General features: G+C 54.5%; 22 protein-coding genes. 13 read left to right on the forward strand and 9 right to left on the reverse strand.

The window, feature by feature from the left end; translation table 11 throughout:
- Positions 1-112: 112 nt before the first annotated feature.
- Positions 113-919: a hypothetical protein gene (locus FJ147_09575; protein MBM4256133.1), complete on the reverse strand. Its 807-nt coding sequence runs from the start codon at positions 917-919 to the stop codon at positions 113-115.
- Here FJ147_09575 and FJ147_09580 point away from each other — a divergent pair.
- The 3 genes from FJ147_09580 (at position 804) to FJ147_09590 (ending at position 5,385) form a co-directional block, all read left to right on the forward strand.
- Positions 804-2,288, forward strand: coding sequence for a CDP-alcohol phosphatidyltransferase family protein (locus FJ147_09580; protein ID MBM4256134.1), 1,485 nt, complete (start codon positions 804-806; stop codon positions 2,286-2,288). The genes FJ147_09575 and FJ147_09580 overlap by 116 nt on opposite strands.
- A gap of 78 nt (positions 2,289-2,366) precedes the next feature.
- Complete coding sequence (locus FJ147_09585; protein MBM4256135.1) at positions 2,367-4,100, forward strand: ABC transporter ATP-binding protein; 1,734 nt, start codon at positions 2,367-2,369, stop codon at positions 4,098-4,100.
- A gap of 94 nt (positions 4,101-4,194) precedes the next feature.
- Positions 4,195-5,385, forward strand: a complete 1,191-nt coding sequence (locus FJ147_09590; protein ID MBM4256136.1) for a hypothetical protein — start codon at positions 4,195-4,197, stop codon at positions 5,383-5,385.
- A 40-nt stretch (positions 5,386-5,425) separates the two neighbouring features.
- Here the strand turns inward: FJ147_09590 and FJ147_09595 are convergent, their stop codons facing one another.
- Positions 5,426-6,331 carry a hypothetical protein gene (locus FJ147_09595; GenBank protein ID MBM4256137.1) on the reverse strand — a complete coding sequence of 302 codons (906 nt, stop codon included), beginning with the start codon at positions 6,329-6,331 and terminating at the stop codon, positions 5,426-5,428.
- Positions 6,332-6,435: 104 nt separating this feature from the next.
- Here FJ147_09595 and FJ147_09600 point away from each other — a divergent pair, with 104 nt between their 5' ends.
- Complete coding sequence (locus tag FJ147_09600) at positions 6,436-7,413, forward strand: sulfotransferase (GenBank protein ID MBM4256138.1); 978 nt, start codon at positions 6,436-6,438, stop codon at positions 7,411-7,413.
- Here FJ147_09600 and FJ147_09605 read toward each other — a convergent pair.
- Positions 7,396-7,836 carry a DUF1772 domain-containing protein gene (locus FJ147_09605; GenBank protein MBM4256139.1) on the reverse strand — a complete coding sequence of 147 codons (441 nt, stop codon included), beginning with the start codon at positions 7,834-7,836 and terminating at the stop codon, positions 7,396-7,398. The genes FJ147_09600 and FJ147_09605 overlap by 18 nt on opposite strands.
- A gap of 174 nt (positions 7,837-8,010) precedes the next feature.
- On the reverse strand, positions 8,011-9,219 hold the full coding sequence (locus FJ147_09610) for a beta-lactamase family protein (GenBank protein ID MBM4256140.1): 1,209 nt from the start codon (positions 9,217-9,219) through the stop codon (positions 8,011-8,013).
- Between the two features lie 295 nt (positions 9,220-9,514).
- Here FJ147_09610 and FJ147_09615 point away from each other — a divergent pair, with 295 nt between their 5' ends.
- Both FJ147_09615 and FJ147_09620 read left to right on the forward strand, forming a co-directional pair.
- Entirely contained in the window at positions 9,515-9,952 is a 438-nt protein-coding gene (locus FJ147_09615; protein ID MBM4256141.1) for a GFA family protein, read from the forward strand.
- A gap of 214 nt (positions 9,953-10,166) precedes the next feature.
- Entirely contained in the window at positions 10,167-10,502 is a 336-nt protein-coding gene (locus FJ147_09620) for a hypothetical protein (GenBank protein ID MBM4256142.1), read from the forward strand.
- On the opposite strand, the gene FJ147_09625 is transcribed toward FJ147_09620, so the two are convergent.
- On the reverse strand, positions 10,488-10,865 hold the full coding sequence (locus FJ147_09625) for a hypothetical protein (protein ID MBM4256143.1): 378 nt from the start codon (positions 10,863-10,865) through the stop codon (positions 10,488-10,490). The two genes, FJ147_09620 and FJ147_09625, sit on opposite strands and share 15 nt — an antisense overlap.
- A gap of 113 nt (positions 10,866-10,978) precedes the next feature.
- On the opposite strand from FJ147_09625, the gene FJ147_09630 reads away from it, so the two are divergent.
- The 7 genes from FJ147_09630 (at position 10,979) to FJ147_09660 (ending at position 17,685) form a co-directional block, all read left to right on the forward strand.
- On the forward strand, positions 10,979-11,608 hold the full coding sequence (locus tag FJ147_09630; GenBank protein ID MBM4256144.1) for a TetR/AcrR family transcriptional regulator: 630 nt from the start codon (positions 10,979-10,981) through the stop codon (positions 11,606-11,608).
- A gap of 8 nt (positions 11,609-11,616) precedes the next feature.
- Complete coding sequence (locus tag FJ147_09635) at positions 11,617-12,852, forward strand: efflux RND transporter periplasmic adaptor subunit (protein MBM4256145.1); 1,236 nt, start codon at positions 11,617-11,619, stop codon at positions 12,850-12,852.
- A complete protein-coding gene (locus FJ147_09640) occupies positions 12,849-14,069 on the forward strand; it encodes an ABC transporter permease (GenBank protein MBM4256146.1) in 1,221 nt (406 codons plus the stop codon). Before FJ147_09635 ends, FJ147_09640 begins: the two co-directional genes overlap by 4 nt.
- A gap of 16 nt (positions 14,070-14,085) precedes the next feature.
- Complete coding sequence (locus FJ147_09645) at positions 14,086-14,790, forward strand: ABC transporter ATP-binding protein (GenBank protein ID MBM4256147.1); 705 nt, start codon at positions 14,086-14,088, stop codon at positions 14,788-14,790.
- Positions 14,791-15,114: 324 nt separating this feature from the next.
- Complete coding sequence (locus tag FJ147_09650; protein ID MBM4256148.1) at positions 15,115-15,555, forward strand: periplasmic heavy metal sensor; 441 nt, start codon at positions 15,115-15,117, stop codon at positions 15,553-15,555.
- A 31-nt stretch (positions 15,556-15,586) separates the two neighbouring features.
- Positions 15,587-16,354: a response regulator transcription factor gene (locus FJ147_09655; protein MBM4256149.1), complete on the forward strand. Its 768-nt coding sequence runs from the start codon at positions 15,587-15,589 to the stop codon at positions 16,352-16,354.
- Positions 16,351-17,685 carry a HAMP domain-containing histidine kinase gene (locus FJ147_09660; GenBank protein MBM4256150.1) on the forward strand — a complete coding sequence of 445 codons (1,335 nt, stop codon included), beginning with the start codon at positions 16,351-16,353 and terminating at the stop codon, positions 17,683-17,685. The genes FJ147_09655 and FJ147_09660 overlap by 4 nt, the downstream gene beginning before the upstream one ends.
- Before the next feature lie 212 nt (positions 17,686-17,897).
- Here FJ147_09660 and FJ147_09665 read toward each other — a convergent pair whose 3' ends face one another.
- The 4 genes from FJ147_09665 to FJ147_09680 form a co-directional block, all read right to left on the reverse strand.
- Positions 17,898-19,190: an MFS transporter gene (locus FJ147_09665; protein ID MBM4256151.1), complete on the reverse strand. Its 1,293-nt coding sequence runs from the start codon at positions 19,188-19,190 to the stop codon at positions 17,898-17,900.
- 115 nt (positions 19,191-19,305) lie between these two features.
- Positions 19,306-19,662, reverse strand: coding sequence for a hypothetical protein (locus FJ147_09670; GenBank protein MBM4256152.1), 357 nt, complete (start codon positions 19,660-19,662; stop codon positions 19,306-19,308).
- 112 nt (positions 19,663-19,774) lie between these two features.
- Positions 19,775-21,811 (reverse strand): hypothetical protein, encoded by a 2,037-nt coding sequence (locus tag FJ147_09675; protein ID MBM4256153.1) that lies wholly within the window; start codon positions 21,809-21,811, stop codon positions 19,775-19,777.
- Positions 21,812-21,910: 99 nt separating this feature from the next.
- A complete protein-coding gene (locus FJ147_09680) occupies positions 21,911-22,138 on the reverse strand; it encodes a hypothetical protein (GenBank protein MBM4256154.1) in 228 nt (75 codons plus the stop codon).
- Positions 22,139-22,272 lie beyond the last annotated feature (134 nt).

The following is a 22,272-nucleotide window of genomic DNA, read 5'->3' on the forward strand; positions in this document are numbered from 1 at the left end:
ATCGGGAATAAACAACTCCGACACGCAGGCGTACGGCACCGTTGGCAGAGCCCTCCATCACGGGTTTCGAACTCTCGTTCGCAAACATGACAATGCCAGGGAATTGATTCCATTATCTTTGACCTTCTCGTGCCTTGAGAATCTGCGTCGCCATCGCCAAGTCATCAAGATTATCAACATCAATCGCGCATTCAGCGAATGGCATCTGCACGACTGCAACACGTGCACCGAGCACCCGTGAAGCACGGGGAATGGCAGCCTGAAGGTCAAGTCGTTTGAGCGCAAGTAACAAGAGGTTCGTCAAACCAAAGGTGCTAATCAAGCGCCAGGGACGTTTACGAAACTGCCCGGCATGTCCCCAGAACTGCGCAGCTGACGCGGCTTGAGGCGTGCACAGAGCAAACAGGTTGGTGCCGCAGAAACTTTCATCACGCAGTGGAATGAAGCTACGCTTCGAGTGCGGATACTGTTGACGAAAGACAGACGCCGCCATCACTCCAGCCACAACATCGGCACCACTTTCGGCTACTGCCGTACAAAAATAGCTCACCATTTCTGCCGTCAGTAGCGGATGATCCGCTGTCGTCACGATCAGTGGTTCGGACGGGGAAAGTGATTGAAAATAACCCAACACGCTCGCTGCTGGCGATGGCCCACTGGGATGCACCTGAATTGCACCACTTTCAACTAACGACTGCACTTCAGGAAGAGCATTGAGGATCGCTGGGTCATCAACACTGACAGCGATGCGTTTGACGTGCGGAGCTACGCGGACTTCACGTAACACCCGCACGATCATCGGAATGCCCGCAACCGGCGCGAGGATTTTATGGCTACAGCCTGCAGCGTGGGCTACCGGATCAGTCGGCCCTCGACGACCGGCAAGGATGAGAACAGTGAAGGTCTTCTCGTGTGGCATGAGCGCGGTATTATCAATGCCGCGCTCTCTCGGCCAGGGTGGGTTGACGCCTCACTACGAGGGACATACGTTTTCGCAATCCTTGTCCGTTTTGCCTTATCGAGGGGGTTACTTGCGCATTTGGATTGATGCCACGAATCCACAAAGTGAAATCCGCGTATTTGGCATGAGTTTGCTCGAACGCCAGCTACGAACGATTCTCCAGGCGCAGATTACTCCATCCGACGTTTGTATCTTGATACCTTCCGGTTCGGCTCCTCCTCCGTCGCTCCCAGCGGATCTCACACGCGCGCTTCCTTTACGTTGGGACCGGAAGGAAGGATCGCTCCACGAGCATCTCACCCGCACCGTCCAGAAGCCAAATAGCGAACCACTTCTTGCACTCGCCGCCGATGCGATAAGCGATGCGCGTTTGTTACAGTACCTGGCACAGCAATCAGGCTCACTTGCCGTTCACGGAGGCGAAGGAGCTGCACGAACAGCGATTCTGCGCCTCGAAGGAACGACACCGACCGGAGACACCCCAGAAGCCGGTCTCGTCGAACTCGCCGAGCACAATATCCCGCAAGGCGCTTGCCGAAGTGTTGCATTGACTGAGGTGCCAACATACATCAAGAAACTGCGGCGAGATTTTCCCGCCTATCTTTTTCGTATTCCTGATGATCCGAGCCGAGCGCAAGCTGAGCATTTTCTCTTCTGGTCCAACTATAAGGGCTCGACCGACTTTTTTACCAAGTATGTATACCCACCGTTAGTGTGGCGCATGGTACGCCCATTGGCGAGGTGGCGTGTTCATCCCAACGTCATTACCATTATCAGCGTGCTTCTTACCCTGGTCGCGGTTCCCTTGTATGCACACGCATACTGGCTGGCGGGCTTTCTCTGTTCTTACGGGATGAGCGTACTTGATTCGGTTGATGGTAAGCTCGCACGCCTCACTTTTCGCTCGTCGTGGTTTGGCAATATTCTTGATCACGGGACGGACCTCATTCATCCACCGCTCTGGTATTTTGGCTGGGCGTGGGCACTCGGCAACGGCGACCCGTCTTCGACGATTTTTCAAGCGACAATCTGGATGACCCTTTTCTATATTCTCGATCGCATCGTGACGCGAGTGATCACTGCCCGCACAGGTCGTTCGCTCTATTCTCGTACTCCCTTCGATACCCAGATGCGAACGTTCATCTCACGACGCAACATCAATCTCCCATTGTTCACGGTGGGATGGTTACTCGGTATTCTGTTACCAACTTTTGCGTTGATCATTGTGTGGCAGATTGTGACATTCGCCTATCACACTACTCGCCTCGTGCAGTTGTGGAATAATGGGCAGACGGACGATGGACAAACAGTAGAAGCAGCGGGATGACCGGAGAATGAATAGAACCCATTACTGTCCTCGACTTTTAATTTTTCATTTTTAATTCTCAACTATCTTCTTTGTTGTATGCGTCTGATACTCACCTTTGCCCGCATGTACCCCAAACAGAGCTTGATTACCTTGGGGTGTCTGCTGCTGGCCGCGGTGGCAGAAGGACTGGGGCTTTCTACCCTCCTTCCATTACTTGGCCTCGCCACCTCACAACCTGGCAGTGCAGAAGGAACGTTCACCAAAGGCTCATCTCCACTGAGCAGAATGATCGGCAATGCTTTGAGTGGTCTCGGCCTCGAACTGACGATTGGCACCCTCTTGATCGTCATCGTCGCCGCGATGTTCCTGAAAGCTGGCTTGATGTTACTGGCGCAGAAACGTGTCGGCTATACCGTAGCGAAGGTTGCCACGGATTTACGTCTCGCGCTCCTCCGCGCCGTGCTCAGTGCCCGTTGGAGCTATTATCTCCGGCAACCGGTCGGTGGATTCTCGAACGCCTTTGCCACTGAAGCCAACCGTGCTTCGCAGGCCTATCTGCATGGTGCCACGATCATGGCGCTCGTTCTGGAGACGTTGCTGTATTTGACCATCGCCGCGACGGTTTCCTGGCAATTCACTCTGAGTGCAGCCCTGGTTGGACTGTTGATCGTTGGCGGTTTGGGCGGCTTTGTGCGTATGACTCGTCGCGCTGGGAAACGACAGACTTCGCTCCTCAAGGCGCTTTTGGCTCGCCTCACAGATGTGCTCTTCGCGGTCAAGCCGTTGAAGGCAATGGCACGGGCAGACCTCATCGGGCACCTGCTCGAAAAGGAAACGCGCCAGCTCAACCGTGCTCTGCAACGTGATGTCGTCAGTAAAGAAGCCGTCAAAGCCTTACAAGAACCGCTGGTCGTCTCAGCGCTGGCAGGGGGATTGTACATCGCCCTCACCTTTTGGGCTCTGCCATTGAACAGTCTCATCATGATGGCATTGCTCTTCGGGCGCACCCTCAGCAGCATTAACAAGGTACAAAAGCAGTATCAACAAATGGTCGCGGGTGACAGCGCATTTTGGTCACTGCGCGAGACTATCGCTCGTGCCGAAGCAGAACGAGAGGATCTTCCTCCGGGTACCTCTCCGAGTTTGTGTCGAGAAATCTCGCTGCAAGATGTTACCTTGTCGTATGGCAATCATGTGGTGTTACGTAGCGCGTCTCTGCAGATTCCCGTTGGGCAGATCACAGCCATCATTGGTCCCTCAGGGGCAGGAAAAACCTCGATCGCAGATGTCATCGTTGGACTTATCCGCCCACAATCTGGGGAGGTCTTCTTGGACGACATGCCGTTACGGACAGTTGACCTGCGTGCCTGGCGACAAGCGGTTGGATACATGCCACAAGAAACGTTCCTGTTACATGAGAGTATTTTCACTAACGTCACATTAGGAGACCGCACCCTGACTGAAGACGGAGTCGAAGCAGCACTGCGTGCTGCCGAGGCCTGGGATTTTATTGCCCCCTTACCCGAGGGTATGCATACTCCCGTCGGTGAACGCGGAGCGCGTTTTTCTGGCGGGCAGCGACAGCGGATCGCCATCGCCCGCGCGCTCATCCACAAGCCACAACTACTGATCCTCGACGAGGCCACGGCTGCACTCGATCCAGCGAGTGAAGCCGCAATTTGTGAAACGGTTCGCAAGCTGCGTGGAACGATGACAATTCTGGTGATCTCTCATCAACCAGCACTTTTGCAGGTCGCTGATCTGGTCTACCGACTGGAAAATGGTAACCTCATAACTGTCGAGCATTCCCCGCAGGCGCTTAGCGCGTAGCGCTGTTCTTGCGTAGACCATGCGCTGTTTGATAAAACAAAAGGTGAGCGAATTCACGAAGACGAAGTTACTCTCCAATCAGTGAGCACAGACAGTGGTGAAAACGGATATTGTTTCAACCTCTGCCCCAACAGTGTGGGTCTTAGTTGACGATCGACCAGGGAACACAACGCAGCCTCTTGGGCTCGCCCATGCTCTCGGCTGGCCATTTACCATTAAAGAATTACACTTCACCGAGACTGCCGCTGTCTTGAAGTTCTTCCTTGGGCCGTATGCGGCAACGCGTTTCGGAGTAGATCACACCCGGTCAGCTCCACTGACGCCGCCCTGGCCACACATCATAATTGCGGCGGGATGGCGGCCTGCCCAAGTGGCCCGGTGGATACAACGGCAAAGCCGAGGCGCTACTCGGTTGGTGCAACTCGGACGTAAGGGTGGACACGTCGCAGGATTGTTTGATGTGGTGATTTCGTGCAGCTATTTTCACCAAACGCCTCACCCACAACGGCTTGAGACAATTGCACCATTGACGCGAATCTCTGCCGAACAACTGCAACAAGCAGCCCAGCACTGGCAGGCCTTAGTAGCTGAGGCACCACATCCTCGCATCATGGCCTTGGTCGGTGGGGCAACAAATCGTCACCAATTCAACGCAACAATTGCACAGCAGCTTGGCACCGATCTCCACACCCTGGGGAACACAATGGGTGGATCACTGTTCGTTACGACTAGCCGTCGTACGACCACAGAAGCAACCGCCGCGCTCAGAGCCGCATTGGGTGATGCGGTGTACCTCTATGAATGGCAGCCAGGGGCGCCCCAGGACAATCCCTATCTCGCGTTTCTCGCTCTTGCTGACATCTTAGTGGTCACCGGCGAAAGCGAATCGATGCTGGCTGAAGCCGCTGCGACAGGGAAGCCGTTCTTCATCTATCCGCTTCCCGAACGAAAACAAGCGCAGAACTGGCGCAAGCGTTGCAAAGCGTGGATCAAAAGCACTGTTGCAGCGCATGCGAAGCCGCTGTCGGACAATCACTCTGCGCTGTCAGGCATGGTGAGCTATTTTTGTCAGTGGCTGATTGCCAGCGGTATCGTGCGACCACGGCGAGACTTAGCTGAGCTGCACCACGCGTTGATCCGTGGTGGACGCGCGAGTGTCTTCGGCACGCCACTTCCGTCTCAGCAGTCAGTCATACCACGCGAAATCGATGAAGTTGCCCTCAAGATAAAAGCGTTGCTCGGCTTTGCCGAAAAGCCAGTACAACGCGTCGAAGAAGAAGTGTAAGAGACACGTAATCAAACTGATTGAGCCGCACCTAACCGCGCTATACTGCTGGCATAAGAGCAGTGCGCTCAAGCACAGCGAAGGTATCATGACGAAGGTGGTTCTGTTGCATCTCCACCCGGATGAGGGATTCGGTAACGACCCCCTGGGCAAGACATTCTCGCAGCAGCGTAAAAAAGAACGCTTCTTGTCGCCGATCGGGATGGGGAGTGTAACAGGCTTGCGTTGGACTGCGCCCCAGCAGCCACCCTTGTACGTGTTTCATCCGGGTTTTGAACTGCGAGCGCCACCCCTTCCCGCGCACGGTATAGTCACGTGGAAGTCCAGTCTTCCATGGTTGCGTTTGTCGTTTGGTATTGTGAAGGAGTTTTGTTTCTGCAGTCAGCGTGTCAAAATGGTTCCAAACCAGATCTAGTAAGCCGATCCGTTCTGGGGGTTCATGGTGCAGTGCCATCCATTCAGTATAGTCACGCGTCAAGGTGAACAATTCAGCAAATTGCGCTTCACAGCGCCAATCGGTGAGTTGAGCACAGTCAAGCAGCATCACGCTCGACGCCAGGTAGCTCGATTGTCCATTGTGGCCAGGGCGTGCGACACACATGAGAGCACGCCCCTGCATATCCTGCGACAACAGCTCCCAGATATCACCAACAGCAAAGACATCAGGATCAATGACGACAGCTCGTCCCTGATACCCCATCAGCTCCGGTGGCATGAACCGCAGCGGCGTAAAGGATTGAAGATCATCGTTCCTCCACAGTCGACGCTTCCCACTATGCAGAAATGCCTGCCCCTCACGAGCGTGAAAAAACGGATATGCCTGATGCTCAAGAATACGTATGTCGAAGGCGTCTGGGTGCCGAGAGTTTCGTCGCAACGAGTACGCCGAGACGAGCGCACCGACAAGCTGCTTATGGTTGGTATGTACAAAGACTGTTGGCTTCATGTATGGTTCTCATCCACAATTGACGACGGTTGAGCAGTTGTCATAACCAAACTCTTCTACGGTTTCAACCGACAAAACGTAAGCAGCACGACGCGTATCATACCATGCATCCTCTTTTTATCGGCGGTTGTGAACGGAGTGGCACGACACTTCTCGGCGCGATGTTGGGAAGTCATCGTGAGTATCTCTGCGTTCCTGAGATGCAATTCAAGTTCGATATCTGTCGGCTTGCAGCCGCTGATCACGAAGATGCCGTGGATGCGTCCGCTCTCCTCCGCGCCGTAGGCCAACGATCCAGCTTTCGGATCTGGGAACTCGGGCTTGATGAGCCCATGCTCCCGCAACAGCCAATGACCTGTCGTGAGCTGATGGAATGGTTGGTGCAGCTTTACGGCAAAAAAGTCAACAAACCGACGCCACGGTTCTGGGTCGACCATACACCGAAGAACATTCGCTATGCTAGAACGCTATTCCAGTGTTTCCCCGACGCCAAGATGTTGCATATCGTTCGCGATGGTCGTGCGGTCGAGGCATCTGTCCTGCCACTGGACTGGGGACCGAATACGATCGAAAACGCTGCACGATTTTGGGCAGAATGCCTGGCGTACGGTTTCGCGGCGGAAATACGGTGGCCAAGGCAGGTCATTAGAGTGCGCTACGAAGACCTGGTACGCGACCCACACCATACGCTACAGAGTGTGTGTACGGCGCTGGCCATTCCCTTCGACCCGATCATGAGCGAAGTACGGGGATTTCAGGTGCCTCCCTACACTGCCAATCAACACTCACTGACTGGCCATAGACCCAATCCTACTCGCGTGAACAGTTGGGAGAGAAACCTGTCATCGCGGCAAATTGAGATCTTTGAGAGTCTGACGACCGACTTACTCACAATCCTCGGGTACGAACCACGATTTGGCTTGGCAGCGCAGAAAGCAACCCGACGAGAGATTTTGACGGCTGACATTCAAGAACTCTACAAAAAATCCTTCAGTAATCGGCGTCGCAAACGACAGCGGAAGATAGCGGCGATTCCAAGAGCCGCCACTCTCGTACCTCTTGGTTCAAGTCACAACCAGTAACCAGATGAAGACCAACGACGCGAGCAGACTGAGTACACTCCGAACTGCATGAAGTTGGCCCCACTTCTCAAGTAAGGCTCGCGTCTCAGGAGACGAAAGATCTCGTCCAGGCTCAAGCAAGGTATGATTCGTGGGCATGATCACGATGAAGGTAAAGGGAACCACTGCGCCGAGGAGAATGGCGCCGACCAGCCACATACCGCCAGCGCCAAACAGCCACGCCGAAACCCCACTGACAAAACCAATGATCGCCAACGAGGCTTGCATCACCGTCGCGCGCTTATAGCTGGGAGCCCACTGCAGCGCCGCCGCCGTTGTCTCACAACTCAGACGCGCGGGATGCTCGACGAGATTGATGTAAATCGCCGCACCGGTAAACAACGTACAACTCAGCACTGCAAGAAATTCGACCACGACAAGCATTGAGATTCCTTTCCGTGCCCATTTAATGGTCACTGTGCTTGTCAGCGTATACAGGGATTGGTCCACCTGCCAAGACGCATGATCGGCCGCCACCATCCATGCGCAGGACCTGCGTGCCGTCGTCCCCAGGGATCAATACGCTTCTGGTACGGCACGCAGTTGCCTTATTTGCTCTTATCGCCAGACTCCGGAGGCATTCGACTGATAGCCTAACGAGCGGTATGTCGCATCAACGAGACTCTGACCGCGATCGGTCAGCAATGTCCCGGCTCCCATGCGATTCATCGTGTAACCAAAAGACATCTCGGCCTTCGGATCAGCAAAACCAAACGATCCGCCTGCACCAACATGCCCAAAAGCTTCTTCACTGGTGATGGCACTCTCACGCACACCAGCGGGTGCATGACGATTATCCATCGATTTCATAAAACCCAAAGCGAAACGTGACGGCATCACAAGCACGGCATCTCTTCCGGTTGCGGAAGCCACTGCCCCCATACGGGCCAGCGTATCAGAGTCCACAAGTTGTACTCCGTTGAGGGTGCCACCACAGGCAAGTGGGGCATACATCCCGGCTAAACCGCGGGCGTTGGTAATACCGCCAGCACCGCCAATTTCCGCCGCATGGGCAGCGCGCGTGTCGTATTCCGGCTTGGCGCCCATGTAGCCACCGGAGTTGAGGATCGCAAGTGAGGCTAAGGAGCCCTGCGTTACCAACTCTTTATACAACAGGCTGTTCTGATCTGGTGCCGCGGCGATCATTGGCGCGACCCGCGGCTCTTTATCTTCCGGCAGGCCAATCCAGAAATCCAATCCCAGCGGTTTGGCCACTTCATCGCGGAAGAAGGTGCCAAGGGATTTGCCTGACACGCGACGAACGACCTCTCCAACTAACCAACCGATAGTGAGAGCATGATAGCCATTGCGGGTACCTGGTTCCCAGAACGGCTCTTCTTTCGCCAGCGCATTTCCCATTAAATCCCAATTCGCATACGCCCCCTGGGGGAGTTGTGCACGCACCGCCGGTAAACCAGCCTGATGATTCAGCAGCATCTTCACCGGGATTTGCCCTTTGCCGGCCTGGCCAAACTCTGGCCAGTAGGTCGCCACCGGTGCATCGAGGTCGAGTTTCCCACGTGAGGCTAATATGTGAGCACACAAGGCCGTTGCACCTTTGGTCGAGGAAAAAACGATACTGACGGTATCTGCATTCCACGGCGTTTGTGTATCAGGACGAGCAAAGCCGCCCCACAGATCGACCACGGTGCGCCCACGTACCGTCACACATACTGATGCGCCGACTTCGCCACGTTCGCGGAAATTGCGTTCAAATTCGTTCCGCACCTGCTGAAATTGCGGATCACATGAGCCATGTACTTCCATTGAGTTTCCCTCCTTCTTGCTGAGGCCTCTCGCGTAGTGATTGCTCTTTGTCGTATGCTATCGAGCCAGATCAGGAAAGAGGGGATGTAGATGTCCTTGTAGAGACACCCCCGGCAGGGCGTCTCTACGCTAAATCAGGCCACAAGAGATTAGCACAGCGGCGATGTCACCCTGAGCGGAGCGAAGGGTCTCGCAAAGAGATTCTTCGCGTTGCTCAGAATGACAGATCCGCAGAGACCAAAGCGGAAACTCTACGAATGTTCTGGGTTTCGATTTAGTAGAAGGAGAACACTCAATGACGCGATCAACAGCAAATAGCGGAACAGGGGGATGTCTGTGTGGAGCGGTGCGCTATCGTTACGAAGGTGAACCCACGACCATTGGGCTTTGTCAGTGCGAACGTTGCCAGCGACAGTCGGGGTCGGCATTTCTCATTGGTGTGATCTTTCCCAAACACGCCGTGACTATTGAAGGGCCATTAGCAGTCTACGAAGCCGCAGTTGATGGCACCAACCGGTTGCAACGACACTTCTGCCCGACGTGTGGCTCGGCAGTATCGATCACACTCGATCGCTATCCCGACATTCGCTCAATGATGGGTGGCACCTTGGACGACAAGAGCATCATCAAGCCGACCTTTAGTGTCTGGTGTTCAGCAGGCCAGCCGTGGCTGACGTTACCCGAAGGTGTCGCCTGTTTCGCCGACTATCCAGACGGGACATTTGGTGGTTGAGCTATGAGCATGCGACCGTCGGATCGGTGAGCAGTGCCCATCCTACGCAGAACCGCTATAGCCTGTAGCGCGCGCTGTGCGCACGATGTCCTTGCCTGGACCGCTCTCCGTGCGCACAGCGCACGCTACTATCCAGATGGGACGTTTGGCAGATAGCCTTGTTGCATTTGCCGGCCATTGAGAACAGCAACGACTCCCTTCCCTTGATTTTTCCATGTACACCCGCAGCCTCACACACAATCCATTGCTCCTCTGTGCCTACCACGGCTTGGTGATGGCGTTGTTTCCCTTCGCCATCATTACGTTGCTGTGGAAAGATCAGTTCGGCTTACCAATGACCGAGCTCATGATCCTACAAGCGGTCTTTGGCGTCGTGGTAGCAGCGTTGGAATTTCCCTCTGGTTACGTAGCTGACCGTCTCGGTTATCGTCCGACGCTGTTGGGGGCTGCGATCTTTAGTGTCCTCGGCTGGTCAGTGTATCTCGTTGCTTCTGACTTCTGGACCGTGGCTTTGCCTTCTATTGCTGTCTCACGGTCACGCGTGGCTTGAACGGACCGTTACTTCACACCGAAGAGCAACGACGGATTCCCTCAAGCGATCGCGCAGACTTAATCTCGTTACGCAGCTTCGTGTTTCGAGGCAATTTCGTATGGCTTGGCCCAACTGTTGGGTATATGGTCGATCGAGTCGGGCAGCATCACGAGTGCGAGTCGCCGCCGCAGTCATGGTGACTGCGATACCGGAGTTGTAGCCTTCGGGATCGCCATGTTGTTCGCAGAGGCTAAGCGAGTCAAAACCCACCTGTTCCATCTCCTGCATGTGCTCAAACGCGCTGGAGTACAACTCTGGCCACGGCTGGAACCATTCACTGCGGGAAGGATTGCGAAAATCATATAAGACACCAAATTTCACGATTGCCCTCCTTGTTTCGGCTACGGCATCAATTTTTGCTGTCGAATACATTTTCTTGTCAACCGAGTAAAAACTACTTGATTGTATAATTATACATTCGTATAAATAAAAACATGACGCGACCGAGCAGGAATATCGATCAAGTGCTGATTGCTACCGCGCGTGAGTTGTTACCGGAAACTGGTTGTCGAGGTTTTTCGATCCGTCAGCTCACCGACCGAGCCGGGGTGAACCTTGGCATGTTTCATTACCACTTTAAGAAGCGCGAGGAGTTTTTGGCGCACGTGTTACACGAGGTGTATCAGGAGATGTTCGCAACGCTCACATTTCAGGCTCATGCTGACCGTCCGCCAGTGGAGCATCTCCGCGCTGCTTTGACCGTCCTCGGTCACTTTGCCCGTGATAATCGCCAATTGATGCGTCGCTTGATGGCAGATGCCATGAGCGACGACCCCACTGCGGTAGAATTCTTTCGCCGTCATTTCCCGTTGCATCTGGCAGTGCTGGCTCAACTCGTCGTCGCGGGCCAGCAAGCAGGGCTGCTGCGAAAGATGCCTCCTCTCCAAGCAATCACCTTCCTTGCTAGTGGGATCGCTATGCCCAACATCTTGGCGACTATGTTCACCAGTCAGGGTGGACTTCCTGCAGCAATGATCGAACGCCTCAATAACGATGTGCTGAGTGACGCCGCTATCGCCCAACGCGTCGATATGGCGATTCGGGGACTGAGCACAGGAAAGTGAGGGAAAGTATGCCTCGTTTCTTGATCCAACACAAAAAGTTATTGTTCCTTCTGGTAATCTTCAGTGTGGTCGGAGTGTTGATCGGCATGCGACAAGTGCGCGGTGTTACTGTTGAGGTTATTTCAGTGCAGGCACAGCCACTTATCCAAACGGTCATCGCCACCGGTCGAGTTATGAGTCCCGCTCGCGTAGATATTGGCTCGGTGATCACCGGCCGCGTGGCACGGGTACTCGTGGAAGAAGGCGACCGTGTCGAGGCTGGCCAAGTGTTGATTGAGCTAGAAAATTACGAATTGATAGCGGCACTACGACAAGCTGAAGCCAACGAACAACAAGCCCGTGTACGGGTCGCTACCGTTTCAGAAGTAGGGCTTGCTACGGCAAATGAAACCCTCGCGCAAGCCCAGGCAACGCTTGACTGGTCGGAGCGGGAAATACGTCGCTATCAAGATCTCTTAGCAGAGGGAGTGTTGAGCCGCGCTCGTTTCGATGAAGTTGAACGTGCCTATCGAGTCGCCAAAAGTCAGCATGAAGCGGCCCAGACCCAAGTGAAAGCGCAACGCCAGTCTGGTGCACAAACCCGTGAAGCCCAGGCACGATTATCCGAAGCGATGGCTGCTCGTGAACTCGCTGCAGCCAAGCTAGCCCAGACCCAACTGCGCGCGAGTGCCGCCAGTACCGTCCTCACGCGTGACGTTGAACCAGGCGACATCGTGCAACCAGGGAAAAAACTCCTCGCCCTTGCCACTGCCGGTGAGACGCGCATTACCGCGCAGATCGACGAAAAGAACCTCCCGTTTCTCAAGGTCGGCGAGACAGCACTCGCGTCAGCCGATGCGTTTCCTGGCAGTAAATTCTCCGCGGAACTGTACTACCTGGCCCCAAGTGTCGATCCCGAACGTGGCACTGTTGAAGCACGGTTTCGTATTCCTGAACCTCCTGCACATTTGCGGGCGGATATGACCCTCACCGTCGAAGTCCGTGCTGCCCACAAAGAACATGCGTTCGTGGTTCCGCTTGAAGCGGTACGTGGAGTCACGAGTGGCACGCCTACCCTGCTCATTGTCCAGGAAGGGAGAGTCGTGAGCCAATCAGTCACGACTGGCATGCAAGCCGACGGACACATTGAGATCCTTCGCGGTGTACAAGCTGGCGAGCACGTTGTCCTCAACGCGGTGGTCACCCCAGGTACACGTGTTCGTCCTCGCCTTATTGCCAACACACGAAGTGAGGTGCTCTCATGATGAAATTCGAGCGTACCTTAGCCTTACGGTTCCTCCGCGAGGGCCGTATGCAAACGGCCTTGATCATTGGCGGTACAAGCATTGGTGTCAGCCTCATCATCTTTATTACCGGCGTCATCACCGGTGTCCAAGCCGACCTGGTTGACCGCACCTTAGGAACCCAGTCACATATAGTGATTCGCCCCCCTGACGAAGTGAATTCTCCACAATTCTACAACGGCTACAGGCCAGTCGTTCTTGCCACGACCCAAGCGCGGGCACAACGCCTGCGTTCGATTGATCAGTGGCAGTATCTCGCCGCTGAGCTTGCGACACTGCCAGAAGTTGTTGCCCTTACCCCGACAGTTTCAGGTCCCGGATTCGTCTTGCGCGGGGAAGTGGATAAGTCAATCACGATATACGGCATCGACCCGGAACCCTATGTTCAGGTGACCAAGTTGGACGAGAAGATTGTTACGGGGAGTCTTGATCTCAACCCTGATGACGCGATTATTGGCATCGAGCTGGCGAAAGACCTTGGGGTCGGCGTCGGCGATAAAGTGTATCTCAAGACTGCCCGTAGTACTGGTAGCGCCTTCAACATTCGCGGGATTTACGACATCGGCAATCGCGATGCCAATCGTCGCCTTGTCTATGTTAACTTGCGCACCGGCCAGGCGATCCTTGATCTTGCGGGTGGGGCATCGAGTCTCGATATCGCAGTAAAAGATGTCTTTACTGCGGAAAAGATAGCCTCTACGTTGCGGCAGCGCACCGATCAAAAAGTCGAGAGCTGGGAACAAACCAATCGTGAGTTGTACACCGCTCTGGCAAACCAAACCATCATGACACGGATCGTGCGAACGTTCGTTGCGGTCATTGTCGCGATCGGCATCACCAGCGTACTGGTTGTGTCGGTTGTCCAGAAGCAGAAAGAGATCGGCATTCTCCGCGCCATTGGTGCGTCGCGTGGAGATATTCTACGCGTGTTTCTGATTCAGGGTGCGGTTATTGGAGTCATCGGAGCCATTGTTGGTTGCGTCGTTGGCACTGGATTGATGGCACTCGGTAGTCGTGTGTTACGCGCGGCTGATGGTTCGACGTTATTTCAGGTCCAGTTTTCACCAGAGTTGTATGCCAGTGCCGCATTGGTTGCATTAGTCTTTGGTTTACTTGCGGCTACGGTACCTGCGCGTCGCGCCGCGGGTCTCGACCCTGCGAAAGCAATACGGGTGTAAATCACAGGAACTCTGTATGTCAACGCCCATTATCGCGCTTGATGATGTTCGTAAGACCTATAACGAGGGCACACCAATCGCACAGGAAGTGTTACACGGTGTGAGCTTCACGGTAAATAAAGGCGAGTTCACGGCACTGATTGGTCCGTCGGGCTCGGGCAAAAGTACCCTCCTCAACATTCTCGGTTTGTTGGAGCCTGCCAGTAGCGGATCGTATCGCTTGAACGGTCAGGAAGTTGGTCAAGCCAGTGAAGACGAACGTACGCGGGCTCGATTATCAACGTTAGGCTTTGTTTTTCAGTTTCATCATCTCTTGCCCGCGTTCACCGCGCTAGAGAACGTCTTAATGCCTGCCTTGATGCGAGACCGCGACTACACGTCAACCTGCCGCACCGAAGCTCTCCAGTTGTTAGAAGCTGTCGGGCTCGCCCATGCGGTCAACAAGAAACCAACTGCCCTTTCCGGCGGTATGCAGCAACGCGTGGCGATTGCCCGCTCGTTGATCTTGACGCCCAAGATCGTGCTGGCTGACGAACCGACGGGCAATCTCGATACCCAAACCGCAGATGACATCTTCGCACTGTTACGTCGCTTCAATCAGGAACGCGGTACGGCATTTTTGATCGTCACTCATGACCCACGCCTGGCTGAACGTTGTGATCGGAAGATTCGCTTGGTCGATGGGGTCATCGCTGAAGACGTTCGAGAACCGGCACATTAGTTTGCCTTCCTTTTTCTCCTCCAACCTCAAGCCTAATGAACTTTGACGGGCAAAATCGGTAATGCCGCCTATTACCCATCTCGCCGCAGAAATCCCCCGCGCTCTGCGCGGCCCCCTTTATCAAAGGGGGCCGTTCCAATTCCCCCCTTTGTAAAGGGGGGCTAGGGGGGATTTTGTCAGCCGCGTATTACCGAAGTTGATTGTCAAAACTCATTAGCCTTTCTTTGTTACACATTGTTACAATCCGTTACCAAGTTGAGAAGACTTGCGGTGTGGGAACACCTATATTCGTTGGTGAAAGTTCTCATACCAGAGGAGGTTGTTATGAAACGGAAGCTTTTGGTCATCATTGCTGGAGTGGCAACGGTCATTGGGGCTTTGTCTTGGGGAGCATACGCGCATAGAGGACATGGACGTCATGGAGTTGAGTGGGTTGCCAAGCGGCTCAATCTTGATGAGCAGCAAAAGGTCAAGCTCGAAGCTATTCATCAAGCGATCAAACAGGCGCGGCAGGAGTTCCGCAATGAGCGAACTCAGCTGTTCGATGAGATCGTAGCCCAGATCGAGAGTAACCAGCTTGATCAAACGAAAGTGCTGCAACTCTTCGAGCAGCGACAAGCCGCGCTGAGTCAGGTCGCCCCTCAGATCGTCGCGAGAGTCGCTGAACTGCACGCGACGTTGACTCCTGAACAGAAAACTAAGGTCATTGACCATCTTGAACGGATGAGAGAGCGGATGCAGCATCATCATGATGAGTCAGAGTAAATGACCTAATCCCCGGTGATCGCGGTTACACATGTCAACCATCCTCATCATCGATGATGATCGCAGCTTGACCGAACTGCTCAAGACCTATCTGCAGCAGTTCGGTCTACAAGTGTTAACCGCGGCACGCCCGGATGAGGGGTTGAAGCTCTTACGCACCCATGCGCCGGCATTGATTATTCTCGATATCATGTTGCCGGATCGCGATGGCTTCAGCATGTGTCGAGAGATCCGCAGCGAAAGCAACGTGCCGATCATTATGCTGACGGCACGGGGTGAACTCGCCGACCGTGTGGCTGGACTCGAACTTGGTGCCGATGACTATCTGGCAAAGCCATTTGAGCCGCGCGAATTGGTCGCCCGGGTGCAGTCGCTGCTGAGGCGTGCAGGAACAGTACCGACTCCTGTGTCGCCTGTGGAACACCTCCAAGCCGAGGATTTGACGATTGACCTCCGTGGGCGGCGGGTGTGGTTGCATGAGACCGAGCTTGATCTCACCACCTCTGAGTTTGAGGTCCTGACCCTCTTTCTGCACCGTCCTGGGACGGTGCTTGGCAGAGAGGAAATTATGGATAAGCTCCGCGGCATCGACTGGGAAGCCTACAACCGCTCGATCGATGTCGCCGTCAGCCGCTTACGGCAAAAGCTCCAGGACGATCCTAAACACCCACGCTACATCAAAACCGTCTGGGGCACTGGCTATTTGTTCTTACCAACCCCAGTGACCGCGCGCCACGAGAGCGCTCGTGCTCCGCAGGGAAAAAAGAAATCTCCCAATACCACTGAGAAAGACAAGTGAAATCCAGCGCCTTTTTCACTACCCTCCAGAAGCGCCTCGTCTTTCTCCGACGCTCGTTGTTCCTCAAGTTGGTGCTTGTCTACACCGGCACGACGGTAGTGTTAATGCTCACCGTTGGGGCTATTTTCCATTTGACGTTCGATCGTTCAGAATTTGCTGAGACGCCACTGGGCAAACATCTGCAAAGGTATGTCGACTATTTGGCAGACGAACTGGGAAACCCGCCACAACACGAGAAAGCCCAATTGTTGGCGCAAGAGTTGGGTATACACATTCGGGTGCGCACGACAGATGGAGAATGGTCCACGATGCCGTCAGTCCCCTCAGCCAATGAGCTGAGAGAGGTTTTTCCCCAGTCACAGCCTCGGCGCTTCGGTCGGTATCGTGAACACTTTTTCGCTACTCTGGACCGACAGCATGTGCAGTATACGTTTCTCTTTCCGCGTGAGCCGTTTCGCCGCGGCCCTCGTCGGGTATTGTTGTGGCTCATCACGGTGATTGGTTTGATTCTCGCAGGCAGTTACCTGGTTGTCCGTTGGCTCTTTCGTCCTCTGCATTGGCTGAATACCGGCGTACAGGAGATTGCGCGCGGCAACTTTGCCTATGAGGTCCCGGCGCGAACGGTTGACGAACTGGGTCGGTTAACCACTTCATTCAATCACATGATCACGCAAGTCCGGCAGATGCTGCAAGCCCGGCAACAGTTATTGCTCGATGTTAGTCATGAACTGCGCTCGCCACTGACACGCATGAAAGTAGCGCTGGAGTTTGTGTCGGATCAATCCATTCGTGAACAGCTCCAACGCGACACCCGTGAGTTAGAGACGATGGTGACGGAGTTGTTGGAGACAGAACGTCTGTCCAGCAGCTATGGAGCATTAAGCAAAACTGAAATTGATCTGGTGAGGCTTGTACAAGAGGTAGTGAGCGCGTATCAGGGCCGACAACCGGCGGTACAACTCGTCGCTGCTCCAGACACGCTTTTGCTGGAAATCGATGCTGACCGCGTACGCATTGCGTTGCGTAACGTGGTCGATAATGCGCTGAAGTATACACCTCCTATCGGCCCACCAGTGGAAATTCGCGTGTTCCATGATGCCGCTCATGTCAGTGTCTCTGTTAGTGATCACGGGCCAGGTATTACGCCTGAAGATCAAGCCCATGTGTTCGAACCGTTTTACCGCGTGGACAAATCGCGTGGGAGGGATACTGGTGGGTATAGACTGGGACTGAGTCTGACGAAAAAGATTATGCTTGCACACGATGGTGCTGTTCTTTTGTCGAGTGTAGAGGGCGAAGGCAGTACGTTTACCTTGCAACTGCCAAGATAAGGAAAGAGAACGCTCTCGACTGAATTCTCTATAGCGATTTTCAGTTGGCTTTATCCTGCGCATTACCCCCACCCGTTCTCGCTGCGCTCGATCTTCCCTCTCCCTGCCAGGGAGAGGGCTAGGCTGAGGGTCGAATGTTGGGAATTAGGATAAATGCAATTGCAATCTGCTCTAGTCGTTGAGGGAACGAATGGTAGGCTTTCAACCGCTTCTTAATGTGGCTGCTCACGGAGCGTGCCCCTAGCCGGAAGAAAAGAATCCACCACAATCGGGCGAATCTGGACAACAAAGAGAATGGCTGCGCATACCGCTCCGACTCCTGCTGCGGCAAGGAACGGGATCGCCCAATTGCCCTCACTTTGCTTCAGCATGTAGCCTGCCGTCATCGGACCAAGAATACCGGCGAAACTTCCCAACATGCTAATCATGCCGAAGATTGATCCAGCGAAGCTGGGATTAAACTCTAAGGCCACGGTTGTAAATCCGGAGATCGCAGTGGCAAACATGAAGAAGAACCCAATCAGCAGTATCACACACAGTGTCGAGGACTCCACCTGCGTTGCGGCAATCAGAAATGGCAACGACAAAGTCACGCCGATCCCAGGGAAGCGTACACGAGCGAACTGAGGACTCCAGCCCGTGCGCAGCAGCCGATCGGAGATCGCCCCACCAGTCAGAATACCAACAAAGCCGGCGGCTTGGACGATGACTCCCATGATTCCCATCCTGGTCATCGAAAAGCCCCGTCCTTCTACCAGGTAGTCAGGGAACCAGAAGAGAAACATCCATCCCATGTAGGCGAAACACATGTAACTCAGAGAGACCATCAGCAAAGACGGACTGGTGAACACCGCACGGACAGGAAGTGGAGTAGCAGGTTTCGGCGGGAGCTGTGAGGTAATGTACTCACGTTCTTCTGCGCTGATGTGGGGATGGGTCTCAGGTGTGTCGGTGGCATAGCGCAGCCACGCGAACGCCCAGATAAAACCTAACACCGCATTCACATAGAACACGACCTGCCACGACCAATGCAAAATGATCCAGGTGGTGAGCGGATAGGCGATCATTTGTCCGATGGTGAGACCCGAGAGGCTCAGAGTCTGCGCGCGGGCAAATTCAGCCCGCGGAATCCACCGCGAATTGAGTGAGGTGAGGGCCGGTATGGTGACCGATTCGAATGCACCCACGAAAAACCGCATCAGCATGAGCAGTACAAAGGTCGACTCACCAAGCGGGGTCAGCGCCGTGAACAAGGAGAAGCCACAGAACGCGATCGCCAAGACCTTGCGTCCGCCCCAACGATCGGCGATCATACCGCCGGGAATTTGTAACAGCGCGTAGCCAACTAGAAAGGCGGAAAACACTAAGCCAAACTGTGCCTTATCCCAGCCGGTCTCTTTCATGATGACGGGCGCGGCGACCGAGATGTTGACCCGATCGATGTAATTGACCACCGTGCTGCAGAACAGCAAGCCAATGATGTGATAGCGAACCGGCCACCGCATACTCTCCCCCTTTTTTCTGGCGGCCCTTCTCCGAAAACGCAGGAGAAACGCGCCTACGTATCGTGCCGTCTGTAGGTGGTGTAGCAGATTCGCAGTGGTCGAAGAAACTACGGTGCTACTCCTCCCCGGAAAATCGCTCCCAGGCCGCTTGTCGTGAGACGCCCAGCGCCTCACCGATCCGTATCCACGTCACGCCACGTCCTCGCAACTGTGTGACGTGTTGCCTCAACGTACTCTCGACATTATCCAACGCCACTGCGGCCGGACGGAGCGTATCGAGCAGATCGTCATCGCTTAACGTCTCCCATCCAGGAAACGACGGCACGGACTTTCCGGTTAGGATCTTGTTACAGATGTCCACGCAGGCATCGCAAATATACACCCCAGGACCACCAATCAGCTTTTCTACAGTATGCTCGTCTTTGCGACAGAATGAACAATAGAGCGGCACTTTTCGTTTTGTCTTGGTCATGAGGTTATCCTCCTTCAGAGTTGTCAAGGATAACCTGACAACGATAGCGCCGTCAAGACTATCTTGACAGCCACCAAAGAAGAACGCTTCATGCCGTGTTCTCGCAAAGGCTCTATACCGACTCTATTTCAACTCTCGCCGCAAACGATGCCTGTCCCGCTGAGAAGCCGTACATACAGACTGCGGCATCAGGCAGCACAGGCTGTCCTGAGGTCAAGCTATTCAACCCCAACCATCCATCGCGCATCCATGCAGTCCCGGGAGGTACCTCAGCCGTGACACGCGCACGGGCCTGGAGCGTTCCACGCTCGTTGTAGACGCGAATCATCGCCCCATCCGTTACCTTGCGGGCTGTAGCATCACCAGGCGAGATCCACACGTACGGTTCCGGATCGAGCTGCGCCAACGACGGTAACGCTCTGCCATGATCATAGAAACTATGAAAATGCGTCAGTGTTCTGCCCTGGCTTAACGTGAGTGGATAGGAAGACGGTGCGGGTTCTTCGTATACAGGAAGTGGCGGTAAGCCCGATTCCTGCGCTTGCGCGGAGTAGAATTCGACTTTCCCTGACGGAGTCGAAAAGCGACGATCAGGATAAGCCACATGCGAAATCTGCAACGGACGCATGCCGCCTTCTTGTCGCATCTGCGCAACGGTGACATGACCAGTGCTCGGATGATTCAGGATTGCATCGATCAGTGCCTCTTGCGAGTTCCACGGAAAGAAACCATCTAACTGTAAGTGTTGTGCTAAGCCTTGTAGCACCTGACTCAGAGGTCGCGTTTCGCCAGGCGAAGGAAGCGCTTGTTCCATCAAGTACAGATGCGTATTGGTCGATTTGCATCCCAGTTCTTCTAACCACGCCGTGCCAGGCAATATCACGTCGGCAAAACGGCGCGCAGTATCGTTCAGAAACAAATCGTAACTGACCACCAAATCCGTGCGGTCGAGTCCTTCAGCCATTTGTTCAGTGTCAGCAAATGACGACATGGTATTCGTGCCCAACAAGAACAGCACTCGCACTCGTTGCTCGCGCAGGGCAGCAGTGATCTGCGGCATCTGACTGGGAATATAGTTCCCGGCTGGTCGCCGTTCTTCAGCGATGAGGTTCGCTAACGCCTGACCATGAGTAGAACTGGCATGGCGCGGCCCGAATCCGCCGCCTGAGATACCGAGATTGCCCGTCAGTCCGGGCAAGCAGGCAATTGCACGTCCAGCATGCCAGCTATTGTCACCTTTATGCATCGAACTCCCACCCAAAACGATCATGGCCGGACGCGTCGTAGCATAACAACGCGCTAACGCGACAATCCGCTCAGCAGCAATGCCGGTGATCGCCGCTGCCCAATCCGGAGTATAGGCACGTACATGGGCGGCTAATTCATCGAAACCAACAGTATGCTGGGCGACAAACTCGTTGTGATACAACTTTTCCGTACTAATGACATGCAGCATAGCAAGAGCTAACGCCGTGTCGGTTCCTGGCCGCAACAGGAACACTTCGTCTGACTGTGCCGCTGCCTCAGTGTGGCGGACATCGATAGCGACAACATACGCACCGCGCCTTTTCGCCGCGATGATATGACGCGCGGTGTTTGGCTGGCTCGCCAGTGTCGCGCCCCACAACACAATCAGTTGCGAGTGCTCTCCCATATCTTCCTTGGTGTTGGTTTCCAGTACGCCGGTCATTCCCAAACCGAATGCACCCAACCCCCAACAGATCATCGTCGAGCTCCACCACTGACAACCATAGAAATTGGCAAAACGTCGCACCAGTTGACCATAGATACGAGCCCCATAGTTGGTACTAGCAATGCCATGACCAGTCCATATACCAACAGCTTCACGTCCGACCGCTCGCATCCGGCTAGTGATATACGCAAACGCCTCATCCCAACTCACCTGCCGCCTGGCATCATCGGCGCGACGATCCCGAATCATCGGATAAAGCAATCGCTTCGGGTTACCAATGATTTCCTGTGACGCTTGTCCGCGTACACACAGAAAGCCGTGACTATCGGGGTTGTCTTTGTCGCCACGTACGCTGACGAGGCGGTCACCTTCAACATCTGCCAGCATTCCGCATAGGGTTGGGTGGCAGTTCATTGGGCACATGGTGCGGACGGTGCGAAGTTGATGGGTTTCCATCGTATCTCCTCCAAGTAGATAAATGAGGCAGCGGCGGGCACAGCCCGCCTTACCTGAGGCCCATGAGGACACGTAGGGCGGGCTGTGCCCGCCGCCCTCTTAGTTTGCCCTCTCTATCAAGCGGATTCTACCCTCAATCTCCCCAAGATACGCCATCGCTGCAGCCTCGGCTTCCAGTCGTGGAGTGAAAGACGCCGAGGCAAGCTGGGTTCGGAGTTTCCGATAGAGTGTAGCAGCAGCCTCTACGGCTTTAATGCACGCTAGGCGATCATACGGAGTCGTCGTGGAAATCAGATCCTCAAGATACGGTCGAGCGAACGTTTCCACTTTTCTGACGCCCGAGGGTCGAGCGCCCTGTGCTAAGAGAGTGTTTTGAAAAAGGGATTGGTAAGCTTGAGGGATGAATACACTGCCGCGAGTTTATCCAACGGACCTGACCATGACCGAATGGACACAATTGA

It is taken from the genome of Deltaproteobacteria bacterium (genome assembly GCA_016874775.1).
In the GTDB taxonomy this organism is placed as follows: domain Bacteria; phylum Desulfobacterota; class Binatia; order Bin18; family Bin18; genus VGTJ01.

What these genes read in the sequence shown, in the direction of transcription:
- FJ147_09575 (MBM4256133.1), bottom strand. Translation starts at nt 919, where the DNA reads ATGCCACACGAGAAGACCTTCACTGTTCTCATCCTTGCCGGTCGTCGA.
- FJ147_09655 (MBM4256149.1), top strand. Translation starts at nt 15,587, where the DNA reads ATGTCAACCATCCTCATCATCGATGATGATCGCAGCTTGACCGAACTG.
- FJ147_09605 (MBM4256139.1), bottom strand. Translation starts at nt 7,836, where the DNA reads ATGCTTGTCGTGGTCGAATTTCTTGCAGTGCTGAGTTGTACGTTGTTT.
- FJ147_09650 (MBM4256148.1), top strand. Translation starts at nt 15,115, where the DNA reads ATGAAACGGAAGCTTTTGGTCATCATTGCTGGAGTGGCAACGGTCATT.
- FJ147_09635 (MBM4256145.1), top strand. Translation starts at nt 11,617, where the DNA reads ATGCCTCGTTTCTTGATCCAACACAAAAAGTTATTGTTCCTTCTGGTA.
- FJ147_09675 (MBM4256153.1), bottom strand. Translation starts at nt 21,811, where the DNA reads ATGGAAACCCATCAACTTCGCACCGTCCGCACCATGTGCCCAATGAAC.
- FJ147_09610 (MBM4256140.1), bottom strand. Translation starts at nt 9,219, where the DNA reads ATGGAAGTACATGGCTCATGTGATCCGCAATTTCAGCAGGTGCGGAAC.
- FJ147_09630 (MBM4256144.1), top strand. Translation starts at nt 10,979, where the DNA reads ATGACGCGACCGAGCAGGAATATCGATCAAGTGCTGATTGCTACCGCG.
- FJ147_09670 (MBM4256152.1), bottom strand. Translation starts at nt 19,662, where the DNA reads ATGACCAAGACAAAACGAAAAGTGCCGCTCTATTGTTCATTCTGTCGC.
- FJ147_09600 (MBM4256138.1), top strand. Translation starts at nt 6,436, where the DNA reads ATGCATCCTCTTTTTATCGGCGGTTGTGAACGGAGTGGCACGACACTT.
- FJ147_09585 (MBM4256135.1), top strand. Translation starts at nt 2,367, where the DNA reads ATGCGTCTGATACTCACCTTTGCCCGCATGTACCCCAAACAGAGCTTG.
- FJ147_09645 (MBM4256147.1), top strand. Translation starts at nt 14,086, where the DNA reads ATGTCAACGCCCATTATCGCGCTTGATGATGTTCGTAAGACCTATAAC.
- FJ147_09580 (MBM4256134.1), top strand. Translation starts at nt 804, where the DNA reads ATGCCCGCAACCGGCGCGAGGATTTTATGGCTACAGCCTGCAGCGTGG.
- FJ147_09615 (MBM4256141.1), top strand. Translation starts at nt 9,515, where the DNA reads ATGACGCGATCAACAGCAAATAGCGGAACAGGGGGATGTCTGTGTGGA.
- FJ147_09620 (MBM4256142.1), top strand. Translation starts at nt 10,167, where the DNA reads ATGTACACCCGCAGCCTCACACACAATCCATTGCTCCTCTGTGCCTAC.
- FJ147_09595 (MBM4256137.1), bottom strand. Translation starts at nt 6,331, where the DNA reads ATGAAGCCAACAGTCTTTGTACATACCAACCATAAGCAGCTTGTCGGT.
- FJ147_09665 (MBM4256151.1), bottom strand. Translation starts at nt 19,190, where the DNA reads ATGCGGTGGCCGGTTCGCTATCACATCATTGGCTTGCTGTTCTGCAGC.
- FJ147_09640 (MBM4256146.1), top strand. Translation starts at nt 12,849, where the DNA reads ATGATGAAATTCGAGCGTACCTTAGCCTTACGGTTCCTCCGCGAGGGC.